We start from the raw sequence: 14,023 nt of genomic DNA, 5'->3' as shown, positions 1-14,023 counted from the left end.
TATGGCTCAACTCCCTGCATCCATGCGCCGCAAGCGGGCAGCAGTCACCTCAATTCATGACAAGCCTCCGACGCGAAAGGAAAAGCTTGCGAATGCGGGCGGCTGGTTATTGCTTTTGGTGGCGGCAGTGGTATTGGCTGCAGGGATTTTTGGCTTATATCGGGTGATGACTGATGCGCAAATCGCATCGCTTGATGTCGTCGGCACACGCTCAGACGCAGAACAAAAACAAGTACGGATGCATGTAGCGCCGATGGTGAAGGAAAACTACTTCACCTCAGATTTAAAAACCATACGTGACCGTACCCTAGAAATGTCTTGGGTCGACCGCGTAGTTGTATCGCGCGCATGGCCAAATGCCATACGTGTGCGTGTAATGCCCCGCAATGCGATTGCCCGTTGGGGAACAGGGCGTTTGCTGAGTGACAGCGGCGATGTGTTTACGGAAGTCACACCGCGTGATTATCAAAACCTGCCACTGCTACATGGGCCTGTGACGCATTCAAAAATGATGATGCGCCGCTACAACGAAATTAACCAGTTATTCCTTCCAGTCGGCATCCGTTTAAAAGAATTATATTTAACGGAGCGCATGACTTGGTTTATGCAGTTTGATTCTGGCCTGCGCATTATTGTCGATCAGGATCAAACCATGAGTAAGCTTCAACGCTTGAGTCATCTGGCAAATACAGATTTAAAGCCAGTTTGGTCTAATATCTCAGCAATTGATTTGCGCTATCGCAATGGTTTGGCAATCCAGTGGAAAAATGCTGTGCCGCCTAAAATCGTGAATGGCCACTTTGTTGTAACGATTAATGACACAGGCATTGCAGACGGAATAACCGTAAAGCCATAATGTTGGGCTTTACACATAGAGGCATTGCGCCATAAATTAAACACACATGTGAATGGTAGTAGTAAATAATGAATGAAGCTGTTCCCTCAGTTGTTGCGATTGACATTGGGACACATAAAGTTTCAGTTTTGATTGGTAAGGTACATGCACCTGATAATATTCAGGTTATTGGCATGGCGACCGCTCGTAACCGAGGCATGAATAAAGGCAAAATTGTCAGTCTCGATAAAGTAATTACCGCGATTAAAAATGCAGTGCAGGAAGCGGAAGACATGGCAGAGTGCCGTGTGCATTCGGCTTGGATTTCCATTCCTAGCGCTGAGTTAAAAAGTTTTTATGCCTCTGGGCGTACTCCAGTACAAAATGCGGATCATACGATAACAACCAATGAAGTGGTGCGCGCATTAGAGTTGGCTAAAGCTAGCCATTTAACCTCGGATCATTATATGGTCAGCGCTGTGCCGCTGGGTTTTGAGCTGGATGATGCACCTGAATGGGTGCTTAATCCCGTACGCATGTCTGCACAAAGCATGACGGGACATTACCATCTGATGATGCTGCCGATCAGCACCATGCAAAACCTAGACCGCGCGCTGAAAGGCGCGAATATCGGTGTAGAGCGCATGGTGATTTCCAGCTTGGCGACGGCGGAAGCCAGCCTGCTGAAAGATGAGCGTGAATATGGCGTCTGCTTGCTGGATATTGGTGCAGGCACAACCAATGTTGCAGTATATTTAGATGGCCGTTTAGCCATGACGCATACGATTCAGCGCGGCGGTGAGCATGTAACGCGTGATATTGCCGCGGTATTGCAGACAACGACTGAAGAAGCGGAACGCATCAAGCTGCTGTATGGCTGTGTTGATCTGAAAGTCGTGAAACCAGACCATATGATTCAATTCCAAGGCATTGATGGCCCGCAAACCATCAGCCGGATCGAGCTGACAGACATCATTATTGCCCGCTACGATGAAATTCTAGGTATGGTGCGTGAGGTTCTGGAACGCAACGGCGCGATTCACGGCTTATATCATGGTGTGGTGCTGACAGGTGATGCAGGGCAGATTGAAGGCATGGTCAGTTTTGCGCGCAAGACTTTAGGTGTATCTGCGCATTTGGGCAATCCGCCGGTTCAGGTGAATGCAGAAGATCAAAATCAGGCTGCGCTGCGCCGTTCGCAATATGCAACTGCAGCTGGACTGCTGATGTTCAGTCAAAGCGATACGCAGGATACGATTGTTGAGCAGGATGATCCAGAACGTTTATCTGTGATGCAGCGGTTTAAACGGGCTTGGTCAGGGTTGAATGAGACGCTGAAATCCATCTTTTAGGTGGAAATTTTTGGGAATATTGTTGGGAAGTTGTACGGAATATCGCTTGAACTTGACAAGCTCGGGCTGGGACCGCATTCTAAAAACAATTTTATTAAGATCAAGGCAGTATACGGGCTGATGTAACTGCCAATTATGATTAGGAATTTTACAGGTCATGGCCTCATTTGAATTTTTAGAAGATGATCAAAGCGATAGCATTGGTCAAGCCCGTTTTACAGTATTCGGTGTAGGCGGTGCAGGCGGAAACGCTGTACAGCATATGCTTGAATCAGACATTCAGGGTGTCAAATTTGTCTGTGCCAATACAGATAAGCAAGCGCTGGACCGCATGAATGCGCAATTCAAAATCCAATTGGGTGAGCAGGGCACGCGCGGTTTAGGCGCTGGCGCAAATCCGCAAGTGGGTCAGGCTGCTGCTGAAGAAAGCCGTGAGCTGATCCGCCAGCATTTGGAAGGCACCGATATGGTGTTTGTCACTGCAGGCATGGGCGGCGGCACAGGCACGGGCGCTGCGCCAGTCGTAGCAGAAATTGCCAAAGAAATGGGCATTCTGACTGTAGGTGTAGTGACTACGCCATTTAATTTTGAAGGCAAGCGCCGCCAGCAGTCTGCAGAAAAAGGCATTGAAGCTTTAGAAGCGCATGTTGATTCTTTGATCATTATTCCAAACCAGCGCCTGCTTAAAGTATTCCGCGACATTTCAATGAAAGACGCGTATAAAAAAGCAGACGATGTGTTATTGAATGCGGTGCGCAGTATCTTTGATTTGGTGGTTCGTCCGGGTCATATCAACCTTGACTTTGCCGATTTGAAAACTGCCATGAGCACACGTGGTTATGCAATGATGGGTGCGGGCAGCGGCCGCGGTGAAAACCGTGCGCGTCAAGCAGCTGAACAAGCCATCCGCAGTCCATTGCTGGATAACGTAACGATTATGAATGCCAAAGGTATTCTGATTAACGTGACAGGCGGCGATGATGTGACTTTCGGTGAGATTGAAGAAATTACCGATGTCGTGAACCAAATTGTCGATCTTGATGAAGGTCAGGTGTTCTACGGCACAGTATTTGATCCAGATGCGCGTGATGAAATCAGCGTAACTGTGATTGCAACTGGCTTAACACGTAATTCTGCAGATACTGCTGAACCTGTAAAACGCCCAAATGTACAGCAGTCTATGCGTCCTTCAGCAGTTCAAGCTGTGGATGAAGATGATGTGCCAGCGATTCAGCGTCAGCAGGCGGATGGTACAAATGGTGCGTCAATTCAGTCTGCTCCTGCTGTTTCAAGTCCGCGTCCAACGCCAATGAGCATTCAGGATTATCTAAAAAATCAACAGCGTAAATAAGCTTAAGTATATTGATTTTTAAATAAAAAACAGAAAAAGGCAGCGCTTTCGCTGCCTTTTTTGTTTTTTATCAATGGCCAAATATGCTAACGTATAGCGGTTTTATCTACCGACGAATGAAAAAGCATGTTGAAACAGCGTACCCTGCAGCGCGTCGTGAAAGCGAGCGGAATTGGTCTTCATAGTGGGCAAAAAGTTATGATTAACTTTGTGCCGCATCATGCAGATGGGGGAATTGTGTTTCGCCGCATTGATCTGGAGCCGCAAGTGGATATTCCAGCAGATGCGATGCTGATTCAGGAAGCGTTTATGTGCTCGAACTTGGTGCAGGAAAATGCCAAAGTGGGCACCATTGAACATATTATGAGCGCAATTGCGGGTCTGGGCATTGATAATTTGGTTATCGAGGTGTCTGCGTCTGAAGTTCCGATTATGGATGGCAGTGCTGGCCCATTTATCTATTTGCTGATGCAGGGCGGTTTGGCTGAACAAAATGCGCCAAAAAAATTCATTAAAATCTTAAAGCCGGTTGAGGCCTTAATTGATGATAAAAAAGCGGTATTCAGCCCGCATGAAGGCTTTCAGCTGAATTTCACGATTGATTTTGACCATCCTGCATTTAAAAAAGAAGATCAGTCTGCATCCATTGATTTTTCAACCGAAACATTTGTCTATGAAGTCAGTGAAGCGCGCACATTTGGCTTTATGAAAGATTTGGATTATCTGAAATCCAACAATTTGGCGCTGGGCGCGAGTTTGGACAATGCGGTCGGTTTGGATGATACCGGTGTGGTCAATGAAGAAGGGCTGCGTTTCGCGGATGAGTTTGTTCGTCACAAAATATTAGATGCTGTGGGCGATCTATATTTGCTTGGCCATCAAATTATTGCGAAATATGATGCATATAAGTCTGGCCATGCTTTGAATAATCAGCTGCTGCGCAATGTTAAAAGCGATCCAACGAGCTACGAAATTGTAACATTTGATGACATTAATGCTTGCCCGATCAGCTACGTCAGTGTGACATAAGTCATTGTCTTTTAAATGCAGTGTTATAATGTAACAAATTAAACTGTTAATTGGGTCACATAAAATTTTTAATGAAAGCGGCCAGTCTCGGGCCGGTTACTTTTTATTGCTTGCCAAACGCAGCATAGCTTGGCTAAGCTTAGGGTCGTTCACAAAGTCAGCAGCATTGCGCAGCATTTCTTGCGTTTCGGGGCTGAGCGGTTCTGAAACTTTTTCAGGGGGCGGTGTCGTTTGAGACGGAGTTCTTAAGCGTACCTGAATCTTGTTTAAATCCTTCAATTCCTGTATTTGTGAAAGCTGAGTAATATATTGCTTTTGAAGATACGCCAGTTGGCTCACCAGAGCCTGATTTTCACCAGTAAGCATCAGCACGCCATTTTGATAACAAACAACTTGCCATTGCTCCGGCTGGGGCAATAAAGGTTGAACGAGTTTCGTGAGTTTCTGCCAAGCAGCAACTTGCGTTGAGAGAAACGTAAAGTTTCCTGTTTTTAAGTGTTTTCTTGTTTGTTGAAAGATGTTCAAGGGTTCTGACATTCATATTTCCTTCATGTTTATGTCCTAATCTTATGCGCTTCTTTCAGTAGATATCAAGGAAGAGATCACTCAAAGAATTCGATTAAGAACAGTTTAAATGAGGTTTTTTATGCATTTGCGCCGTATTTTATTGGCATTTTCATTCGCCGCTTCAGCAGCATCAGTTGCGTTTGCGGACTTGGTAGAAGTAAATCAAGACGGATCAGACCGTATTGAGCAGCTTACCCGCACTTTATCACAAGGTGCCTATTCTGAATCCAGCGATATTGATATTCCTGCTGAAACGAAATTGAATGTTCAATTGCGTGAAAAGACGATTGAACTCAATAATGCCTCGCTGGCAAAAAAATACGGTACTAGCAGCACAAAATCATTTTCTGCATCATCTGGCAATCCGTATTCATGGCTGGTCACTCATCCGCTTCCAGATTTAAAGCGCATCAGCTCTAACTATGGCGGACGTACTATGGGCGGACGCGCGGAAAACCACTCTGGCTTAGATATGTCAGCGCCGAGCGGCACACCGATTTATGCGACTGGCCCAGGCATTGTCACTAAGTCAGGCTGGGGCACAGGCTATGGTCAATATGTCGAAATTAATCATGGCAATGGCTATCTTACCCGCTATGCACACGCATCACGCCTCATTGCGCGCGTAGGCGACCGTGTGGAAGCTGGCGAACAAATTGCCAATGTAGGCTGTACAGGACGCTGTACGGGTCCGCATCTGCACTATGAAGTAGTGAAAGACGGCCAGCGCAAAAATCCATCAACTTACTTGGCGATGCTGCCGTAAGCGTCCCATACGACTATAAAAACATATTGCATAAAAAACTTAAAAAAACTGTTTAATCGAAAAGCCACTGCCTGAACCTGAAAACTCAAGCAGTGGCTTTTTTACATTTTATACCTACACATTTGACACTATCACTTTATAGAATAGAAAACGGTTATTGTTTATTCGTTATTGGCTATTTTTTGCTGATTTGTGTAAGGAATGGTCAATGTCTATTTATTTCCTAAATATTAGTCCAATGTCGTATTCATCCGCAGCCATAACTGCGCTAACGCAAAGTATGGTACATATAGATGCATTGATTAGGCTCACAGGATAGGTGAAATATGGCGTTCTATGGCGATACAGATGCGCAGGAAACCCAAGAATGGCAAGACGCATTCGATTCAGTTTTAAAGCATATGGGAACAGAGCGTGCAGCTTTTCTGCTTGAAAAACTGTACCAGCGCGCCATCGCTAAGCATGTTCCTATTCAGCGTCTAAATACTCCTTACCGAAATACGATTTCAGTTGAAGAACAGCCAGCAATGCCGGGCGATCAGGACATGGAGCGCCGCATTCGCGCGCTGATCCGCTGGAATGCTTTGGCAATGGTGCTTCGCGCCAACAAAACTGGGGATGATTTGGGCGGTCACTTGGCCAGCTTTGCGTCTTCAGCAACATTATACGATGTGGGCTTTAACCACTTTTTCCGCGCCAACAGCGACAGCTTCGGCGGCGACATGATTTACTACCAAGGCCATTGTGCGCCAGGTATTTATGCGCGTTCATTCCTTGAAGGCCGTTTAACAGAAGAACATTTAAGTAATTTCCGCCGCGAAGTAGGCGGCATTGGCTTACCAAGCTATCCACATCCATATTTGATGCCGGATTATTGGCAGTTCCCAACAGTATCGATGGGCCTAGGCCCGATCATGTCGATCTATCAAGCGCATATTCAAAAATATTTGATGAACCGCGGCTTGATCAAAGAAGAAGATCGTAAAGTCTGGGCATATCTAGGCGATGGTGAGATGGATGAGCCTGAAAGTTTAGGCGCAATTTCACTGGCTGGCCGTGAAAAACTCGATAACTTAATTTGGGTTGTGAACTGTAACTTGCAGCGTCTGGATGGCCCTGTACGCGGCAACGGTAAAATCATTCAGGAGCTTGAGTCATTGTTCCGCGGTGCGGGCTGGCGTGTCATTAAAGTCGTTTGGGGCCGTCATTGGGACCCGCTGTTGGCAAAAGATACAACTGGCGCACTTCAGTCTGTGATGGAAGAAGCGGTTGATGGCGATTTCCAGCGCTATCAAGTGAAAGGCGGCGCTTATACGCGTGAAAAATTCTTCGGTAAATACCCAGAAGCGAAAGAACTGGTTAAAGACCTGAGCGATGAAGATATTGATAATCTAAACCGCGGCGGACATGACCCGTACAAAGTTTTTGCTGCTTATGCAGAAGCATGTACAGCCAAAGGCCAGCCAACAGTAATCTTGGCGAAAACAGTTAAAGGCTATGGTCTGTCTGAAGAAATTGAAGCAGTGAACAAAACGCATCAGATTAAAAAGATGCAAATTGACTCGCTGAAATATGTCCGTGACCGTTTTAACTTGCCATTTAATGATGATCAGCTGGAAGAACTGCCGTTCTACCGTCCAAGCGAAAATTCGCCTGAACTGAAATACATGAAAGCACGCCGTGAAGCGCTTGGTGGGTATTTGCCTGCGCGCCGCAAAGAAAGCGAGCAGCTGGCAATTCCAGAGTTATCTGTATTTGATGCGGTATTGAAAGGCAGCGGTGGCAAAGAACAGTCAACGACTATGTTGATGGTGCGTTTAATTGCATCGTTATTGAAAGAAAAAGCGATTAAAGACCGTGTTGTTCCAATCGTTCCAGATGAAGCGCGTACTTTTGGTTTAGAAGGTATGTTCCGTCAGTTGGGTATCTACGCAGCGCACGGTCAAAAATATACGCCTGAAGACCAAGAACAGCTGATGCATTACCGTGAAGCAAAAGACGGTCACATGCTGCAAGAGGGCATTAACGAAGCCGGTGCGATGAGTGCTTGGGCAGCGTTGGCAACCAGTTATTCAACCAATAACCTGCCAATGATTCCAATGTACATGTACTACTCAATGTTCGGCTTCCAGCGTATCGGCGATATTGCATGGGCAGCGGGCGATGCGCAGGCGCAAGGCTTCCTGTTGGGCGCAACAGCCGGCCGTACCACATTGAACGGCGAAGGCTTGCAGCATCAGGATGGCCACTCGCATATTTTAGCCAATACTATTCCAAACTGCGTGTCTTATGACCCATGTTTCGGCTATGAATTGGCGGTGATTGTGCATGACGGCTTGCAGCGCATGTATGTGAACCAAGAGCGTGTGTTCTATTACCTAACAGTAATGAACGAAAACTACGAACACCCTGAAATGCCGCAAGGCGCTGAAGAAGGCATCAAGCGCGGTATGTATTTACTGCAGGAAGATGAAAAAGCCACTGTTCAGCTGATGGGTTCAGGCGTGATTCTGCGTGAAGTGATCAAAGCGGCTCAAATTCTGCGTGATGAATATCAAATTCACTCAAATGTATTCAGCGTAACCAGCTTCAATGAATTGGCGCGTGACGGCATGGCGTGTGAAGAATACAACCGCTTGCATCCAATGGCGGAAACGTCAAAAGAAGCGTGGGTATCTCAGCAGCTTCGCGGTACAAACGGCATCGTGGTATCAGCAACAGATCATATGCGCGCGTATAGTGAACAGATCCGCGCGTATCTGCCAGACAACCGCCCATTTGTAGCATTGGGTACAGATGGCTATGGCCGTTCGGATACCCGTGCGAATTTGCGCAGCTACTTTGGTGTAGATGCGGCGCACATTGTGGTGGCAACGCTGAAAAAATTGGCAGATGAAGGCGAAGTGGATGCGCGTTTAGTGAAAGATGCGATCTCTACTTTTGAATTAGACACAGACCGTCCAGTGGCATGGCTGCCGCAAGCGCATCCTGAACTGCACCCTGTTGCTGACTACAAAGAGGAGAACTAATCATGCAAATTACGACTCCTGATATTGGTGTAGATAAAGCCACTGTTGCGGAAATTTTAGTGAAAGTGGGCGACACCGTTGCAGTTGATGACAGCGTCGTTCTATTGGAATCAGACAAAGCGTCAGTAGAAGTGCCAAGCACAGCTGCTGGCGTGGTCAAAAGCATTTCTGTGGCTTTGGGCGATAATGTCGCGGAAGGCACGGTGCTGATTGAGCTTGAAACTGAAGATGCAGCGCCTGCAGCAGAAGCACCGAAAGCTGAAGCGGCTCCAGCGCCTCAGCCAGCGGTAGCAGCAGCGGAACAGGCGCCACCTGCGCAGGCAACTCCAGCGGCTGCATCTGCTGCGGTCGATGTGCAAGTGCCAGACATTGGTGTGGAAAAAGCCACAGTTGCTGAAATTCTAGTGAAGGTGGGCGACACCGTTGACGTTGACGACAGTTTAGTATTGCTGGAATCAGACAAAGCGTCAGTAGAAGTGCCGAGCACGGTTGCCGGCACGGTAGAATCTATCGCGATTCAAGCTGGAGACAGCGTGAAAGAAGGCGTGATTATTCTGACTGTTAAAACTGCAGGTTCTGAACCGGCAGCGGAAGCGCCAAAAGCAGCAAGCGCTCCTGCAGCTGCCCCAGCGCCTGTGGAAGCTCCAGCTGCGGCTCAAGCTGCACCAGTGCAAACGGGCGCCATTGAGATTGCTGTGCCTGATTTAGGTGTAGATAAAGCCGCTGTTGCTGAAATTCTGGTGAAAGTAGGCGATACGGTCGAAAAAGATCAAAGCATTGTGGTCGTGGAGTCTGATAAAGCCACTGTTGAAGTGCCGAGCACAGCAGCAGGGGTGATTAAAGCGATTCATGTTGAGCTCGGTCAAAACGTGAGCGAAGGCTTGGCTTTGGTGACGATTGAGGGTGAATCTTCCGCTCCAGCCGCGGCACCTGCGGCTGCTTCTGCTCCAGCGCCTAAAGCTGAAACCAAAGCGCAGCCTACGCCTGCAGTACAGTCGGCTGCTGTTCCTGTGTCAGAACAGGGTGCAGATAAGCTGACCAAAGCGCAGAATGATGCCAATGGCAAAGTTTATGCAGGCCCGGCGGTGCGTAAGCTGGCGCGTGAGTTAGGTGTGATTTTGTCAGAGGTGAAAGCATCTGGCCCGCATGCGCGCGTGATGAAAGAAGATATTGTTGCTTATGTGAAAACGCGTTTGACTGCACCTCAAGCTGCGCCAGCAGCAGCTTCTGCAGTACAGGCTTCTGCATTGCCTAAATTGCCGAGTTTTGATGCTTTTGGCGGCGTAGAGGAAAAAATGCTGACTCGCTTGCAGCAGGTTTCTATTCCGCAGCTGTCATTGAACAACTTTATTCCGCAAGTGACGCAGTTCGATTTGGCGGATATTACAGAGCTTGAAGCATGGCGCAATGATCTGAAAGGCGGCTTTAAGAAAGATGGCATCAGCCTGACTATTATGGCGTTCATCATTAAAGCGGTTGCGCATTTGCTGAAAGAAGAGCGTGAATTTGCAGGCCATCTGGCTGATGACGGCAAATCAGTGCTGCTGCGCAATGAGATCCATATGGGCATTGCGGTTGCAACACCGGACGGTTTGACCGTTCCTGTGCTGCGCAATCCAGATCAAAAATCCATTAAGCAGATTGCGGTGGAATTGGGTGAGTTGGGTCAAAAAGCGCGTGACAAAAAGCTGTCGCCAAAAGATTTGCAGGGCGCGAACTTTACCATTTCCAGCTTAGGCGCAATTGGCGGAACAGCCTTTACACCGCTGGTAAATTGGCCGCAAGTCGCTATTTTAGGCATTTCGCCAGCGACGATGCAGCCCGTATGGAATGGTGAAGGCTTTGATCCAAAGCTGATGCTGCCGCTGTCATTGTCTTATGATCACCGTGTGATTAATGGTGCAGATGCAGCGCGTTTCAGCAATAAGCTGACCAAGCTGCTGAAAGATATCCGTACTTTGCTGATCTAATCTCAGATATTTGCATATCTGTAGAATAAAACCCTGCCTAGGCAGGGTTTTTTATTTGCAGGAAAGGCGGAAGCTGCACTGGACATGGGTAGAGCTTCAGTGCTGAGTCTGCATTCAGGTTGTAAATTTGCGGCAGATTGCGTTCAGGATAATGCTGCGGCCAAAGTGAATGGCGCAGCCGCTCAAAGCGTGAGAAATCTTTGAGAAAAAATCCCCAAAATTTTTCATAATGGCTCATATCTTTATGGTCATATTTGACATAACCGTGGCTGCGCTGTTCCTGCGCTTTAAAGTCAAAGCCTGCCAGCCATATGGATTCGGGCTGAAATAAATGCGCCAGCGCCAAGGCTTGCAAGCCGCAGTTATTGCCATAAGTCAGCCGAAGGGATTGAAAAAGTGACGCCAGCTGGTCATTTTGGCAGGTGCTGAATTGATGAATATGCTCAGGATAGCTGGCATTGCTGCCCAGTCCGCAGCCTGTAATCAGCTGCCCTTGAAATTCAGTGTCCAGTGCCTGCTGATAGTTTTTCCACCATTGATAATCAGAGTGATGCGCGATCTGCGCCTGAGGCATCAATTGAAAAGCCTGATTGCAGCAGATGATGAGGCATTCTTGAGTAGGATGCAGCTGGGCTAAATCTAAAGTCTGTAAAGATGGCCCGCCGCCCAAAATGACAATATTCTGTACTTGACGGTACTGCTGCAGCAGGCTTTGCATAGGGTCTAAAGATTGATTCATGGTGCAATATTCAAAATGTGTTTGCCAAAATCTGTACAGATGATTAAAATCATCATACTTCATTGGGGAGTAGCCGCTATTTACATTTCGTAAATAGGTGATGATCAACATAATTGTCCTAAAACGGGCATGGTCATCATAGCAAAGAACCAAATCAGCTGAATTCAGCTTTCTTTTGTTTGTTGGCAAGACCTTTGATTTACCACTCTGCAATCAACTTATACGGTTGATCATGGCTAGCAGGAGCGGTAAGTCATGGGCAAAATTTGCTAGCCAGAGAAAGATGATATGCACGAATTCCTACTCTCGACTGCAATTGTAGCTTTAGCTGAAATGGGCGATAAGACCCAGCTCCTTGCTTTACTTCTTGCTGCACGCTTTCGCAAGCCTGTTCCTATCTTAGCCGCCATTTTATTAGCCACGCTGATTAACCACGGCCTATCTGCGGCCTTAGGTCAATGGATCACGACTGTGCTTAGCCCAGACACGCTGCTGTGGATTGTATCGCTAGGCTTTATTGCGATGGCGGCTTGGATGCTGATTCCTGATGAGCTGGGTGATGAAACTGACAGCATTAACAAATGGCAAAAATACGGTGTCTTTGGCGCGACCTTTGTATTGTTCTTTTTAGCGGAAATTGGCGACAAAACCCAGATTGCAACCGTTGCGCTGGCAGCGCGTTTTGACAGCCTCTTCTGGGTCATGGCAGGGACGACAGTCGGCATGATGATCGCCAATGCGCCAGCAGTGTTTATCGGCAATAAATTAGCGGGCAAACTGCCGATTTCACTGATTCATAAAATTGGCGCAGCGATTTTTCTGATTATCGGTGTAACAACCTTAGTACAGCATTATTTTTTCTGATTAAGCCTTTGAAACCGTAAATCCCGACTTAAAAAATCGGGATTTTTTTATGAATATTCCACCTCAATTATTTGATATTTCTAATGATATTGGTCTTAATTTTATTGTAAGTTTGTGTAAATCCATATATGTTGTAGGGTATTCGGCGTCTTGCACGAAAAAAATAGAATTTTTGGGGAATAGGTATGGCATTTGACCGCACAACGTCGCAGGTGTTATTCGATAACGGCACACACAAATGCATTAGCTTTACCAGTTTGGTGAAAGGTGAAGGCGTTCAAGCCAATCAATTTTTAATTTTGGATCATGAGCGCGCTGCAGTGCTGGACCCAGGCGGTGACCTGACTTATGTGCCGCTGACGATGGAATTGAATAAATATACGCGTCTGACCAATCTGGATTATGTGATGGCGTCACACCAAGACCCGGATATTATTACATCTATGCCGCGCTGGCTGGTCTATACCGATGCCAAAGTGGTGGCGTCTAAGTTGTGGGCGCGCTTTTTACCGCATTTAAATTCGGCATTTATGAGTGACCGCATGAAAGGCAATTGGCTGGACCGTCTGGTCGAGCTGCCGGATCATGGTCAAATCATCAATTTAGGCAAAAGCTATATTGTGGCAGTACCAGCGCACTTTCTGCACTCGGTTGGCAATTTTCAGTTTTATGACCCGATTGCCAAAATTCTATTTTCAGGCGATATGGGCGCTTCTATGGTGGAAGATGCAGCTAAGCCTTTAGAAAACTTTGCGGCGCATATTCCAAAGATGAAAGGCTTCCATCAACGTTATATGTGCAACAATAAAATTATCCGCCTATGGGTCAATATGGTGCGCGGTATGGATGTGGAAATGATTGTGCCGCAGCATGGCACGCCATTTGTAGGCAAAGAGCAGATCAATCAATTTTTGGACTGGATTGAAACATTGCAATGCGGCACAGACTTAATGGATGAGTCTGTTTTTACCTTCCCTGAATAAACGCTGGAAGTAATAAAAAAATATTGAGCTGCAGGGCAGTATTTTTTAATATTCAGCTTCAAAAAAATACTTTTGATACTGAGAATTTATAACAATGCTGTCTCAAGTTCCCGCACAGGATGCGTGTTTAAGCTGCGGCGCCTGCTGCGCTTTTTTTAGAGTTTCATTCTACTGGGCGGAAGGCATAGCTATGCCTGAACACTATACAGAACCTGTTTCTGCTGTTTATTCATGCATGGCGGGCACCAATCAGCAGAATCCGCGCTGTATTGCGCTGAAAGGCGAGATTGGGCAGCAGGTCAGCTGCGGCATGTATGAAGCGCGCAGTTCTTCGTGCAAAGAAGTGCAAATTGCCGATGCGCAGTGCAATAAAGCGCGCGCTGCGTATCAGATGATTCCTTTTGTACCGATTGATGCGCCTGATCCGTTGAATGATGAAGATTTTGATCAAGTTTGCTGATTCACATAAAAGCAGAGCAAAAGCTTTGCTTTTATTTTTCTGATAAAAGACAGGCGGCGTAAATGACGCTAAAAAATC

12 protein-coding genes and 1 riboswitch are annotated in these 14,023 nt (G+C 46.8%); of the genes, 10 read left to right on the top strand and 2 right to left on the bottom strand.

Going from position 1 to position 14,023, the window contains the following annotated elements:
• Position 1 precedes the first annotated feature (1 nt).
• The 4 genes from B9T34_RS02610 (at position 2) to lpxC (ending at position 4,567) form a co-directional block, all read left to right on the top strand.
• The gene (locus tag B9T34_RS02610; RefSeq protein ID WP_086211584.1) at positions 2–856 is read left to right on the top strand and encodes a cell division protein FtsQ/DivIB; all 855 of its coding nucleotides are present in this window, start codon (positions 2–4) and stop codon (positions 854–856) included.
• 68 nt (positions 857–924) lie between these two features.
• Positions 925–2,187, top strand: a complete 1,263-nt coding sequence (gene ftsA, locus B9T34_RS02605; RefSeq protein WP_086211583.1) for a cell division protein FtsA — start codon at positions 925–927, stop codon at positions 2,185–2,187.
• Between the two features lie 157 nt (positions 2,188–2,344).
• Positions 2,345–3,538, top strand: a complete 1,194-nt coding sequence (gene ftsZ, locus B9T34_RS02600; RefSeq protein ID WP_086211582.1) for a cell division protein FtsZ — start codon at positions 2,345–2,347, stop codon at positions 3,536–3,538.
• A gap of 126 nt (positions 3,539–3,664) precedes the next feature.
• Positions 3,665–4,567: a UDP-3-O-acyl-N-acetylglucosamine deacetylase gene (lpxC, locus tag B9T34_RS02595; RefSeq protein WP_086211581.1), complete on the top strand. Its 903-nt coding sequence runs from the start codon at positions 3,665–3,667 to the stop codon at positions 4,565–4,567.
• A 96-nt stretch (positions 4,568–4,663) separates the two neighbouring features.
• Here the strand turns inward: lpxC and B9T34_RS02590 are convergent, their stop codons facing one another.
• Positions 4,664–5,104 (bottom strand): DciA family protein, encoded by a 441-nt coding sequence (locus tag B9T34_RS02590; RefSeq protein ID WP_086211580.1) that lies wholly within the window; start codon positions 5,102–5,104, stop codon positions 4,664–4,666.
• 109 nt (positions 5,105–5,213) lie between these two features.
• Between B9T34_RS02590 and B9T34_RS02585 the strand changes: the two genes are divergently transcribed.
• The 3 genes from B9T34_RS02585 to B9T34_RS02575 all read left to right on the top strand — a co-directional run bounded on the left by B9T34_RS02585 (position 5,214) and on the right by B9T34_RS02575 (position 10,899).
• Positions 5,214–5,900, top strand: coding sequence for a M23 family metallopeptidase (locus B9T34_RS02585; protein WP_086211579.1), 687 nt, complete (start codon positions 5,214–5,216; stop codon positions 5,898–5,900).
• 326 nt (positions 5,901–6,226) lie between these two features.
• Positions 6,227–8,929, top strand: coding sequence for a pyruvate dehydrogenase (acetyl-transferring), homodimeric type (gene aceE / locus B9T34_RS02580; protein WP_086211578.1), 2,703 nt, complete (start codon positions 6,227–6,229; stop codon positions 8,927–8,929).
• A gap of 2 nt (positions 8,930–8,931) precedes the next feature.
• Complete coding sequence (locus B9T34_RS02575; RefSeq protein WP_086211577.1) at positions 8,932–10,899, top strand: 2-oxo acid dehydrogenase subunit E2; 1,968 nt, start codon at positions 8,932–8,934, stop codon at positions 10,897–10,899.
• Between the two features lie 37 nt (positions 10,900–10,936).
• Here B9T34_RS02575 and B9T34_RS02570 read toward each other — a convergent pair whose 3' ends face one another.
• Entirely contained in the window at positions 10,937–11,638 is a 702-nt protein-coding gene (locus B9T34_RS02570) for a 6-hydroxymethylpterin diphosphokinase MptE-like protein (protein ID WP_086211661.1), read from the bottom strand.
• A gap of 52 nt (positions 11,639–11,690) precedes the next feature.
• Positions 11,691–11,837: riboswitch (yybP-ykoY riboswitch) on the top strand.
• A gap of 89 nt (positions 11,838–11,926) precedes the next feature.
• On the opposite strand from B9T34_RS02570, the gene B9T34_RS02565 reads away from it, so the two are divergent.
• The 3 genes from B9T34_RS02565 (at position 11,927) to B9T34_RS02555 (ending at position 13,945) form a co-directional block, all read left to right on the top strand.
• Positions 11,927–12,502, top strand: coding sequence for a TMEM165/GDT1 family protein (locus B9T34_RS02565; RefSeq protein ID WP_086211576.1), 576 nt, complete (start codon positions 11,927–11,929; stop codon positions 12,500–12,502).
• 185 nt (positions 12,503–12,687) lie between these two features.
• Positions 12,688–13,485, top strand: coding sequence for an MBL fold metallo-hydrolase (locus B9T34_RS02560; RefSeq protein WP_086211575.1), 798 nt, complete (start codon positions 12,688–12,690; stop codon positions 13,483–13,485).
• Between the two features lie 94 nt (positions 13,486–13,579).
• Entirely contained in the window at positions 13,580–13,945 is a 366-nt protein-coding gene (locus tag B9T34_RS02555) for a YkgJ family cysteine cluster protein (protein ID WP_086211574.1), read from the top strand.
• Positions 13,946–14,023: the final 78 nt, after the last annotated feature.

Source organism: Acinetobacter sp. ANC 3813, from assembly GCF_002135435.1.
Taxonomy (GTDB): domain Bacteria; phylum Pseudomonadota; class Gammaproteobacteria; order Pseudomonadales; family Moraxellaceae; genus Acinetobacter.
This window is presented reverse-complemented; position numbering and strand designations above follow the sequence as displayed.